Annotated in this window: 1 protein-coding gene; it reads right to left on the bottom strand. The window is 53.9% G+C overall.

Going from position 1 to position 877, the window contains the following annotated elements; translation table 11 throughout:
• Nucleotides 1-231: 231 nt before the first annotated feature.
• Nucleotides 232-877, bottom strand: a 646-nt coding sequence (locus JK202_RS16160) for a transposase (RefSeq protein ID WP_211562505.1), incomplete at its 5' end; no start/stop codon positions are given.

The following is an 877-nucleotide window of genomic DNA, read 5'->3' as shown; positions in this document are numbered from 1 at the left end:
CAAACTCAGTATATCGCTACTCGCCTAACAATGTCGGCTTTCGGGAAGCCGTCACATCCGCTTGGATATCTGAAATGAGGCGTAAGCAGACCTGCAGTTGGAGAGATCGAAGAACCGTTGATTGATGCGTCTGGCTCCTGATTTCAGAGTTTTGGCGTGCTGATTGATGGCTCCTGGGGTGGCTTTCGCTCTGCGTTTTGAGCAGATCGGGAACGATCATCCGCTGGACTGCTACGCGTGGGCGTTAATCCTCTCGAGGAAGAGAAGGCGGCGCATATTATAGACGATATTGGCCAGCCCGATCCTCATGGTTGCACGAGTGATACTCACTGTCCGGATGAACAGTCCGGTCTGTGACTTCTGATCAGCAAAGACATGCTCGACACGTGACCGGATAACGGACTTTCCGGCGTTGGATTTCTGGATGTGCCGAGGCATAGGCTTGAGATGCGGCTTTTTCCTGTGGACCTTCGAGACAAAGCCCTGCTTCTCCATGAAGTCTTCGTTGGCTTTTGAGCGATAGGCTGTGTCTGCCCAGACTATTGAGGCCGTATTGGTTTTATCCAGCAAGCCCTCTCTCAATCGCGCACCATCACTGGCGGCGGCATCGGTTGTTTTCCATTTCCGGATCAACCGAAATTTTCGGTCGATGGAGACATGGGATTTGTAGCCAAAGAATGGGATGGCAAGATCTGTTGCGGGGATCGTCCCATCCTCCTGCCGCTTTGCTTTCGTGAACTTCAGCGTCCACCGCGCATGCCTGTCCTTGTGGGACAGCTTTGACGGCTTGTCCTGCCAGTCCTGTGGGATCCGCCCTTCACGCAGATCCGCTTTCTCAGCATTTGTGTTGCGCTGCCTGGGAGCCGCGACCAGCGTT

The organism is Gluconobacter sp. Dm-62 (assembly GCF_018256155.1).
In the GTDB taxonomy this organism is placed as follows: Bacteria; Pseudomonadota; Alphaproteobacteria; order Acetobacterales; family Acetobacteraceae; genus Gluconobacter.
This window is presented reverse-complemented; position numbering and strand designations above follow the sequence as displayed.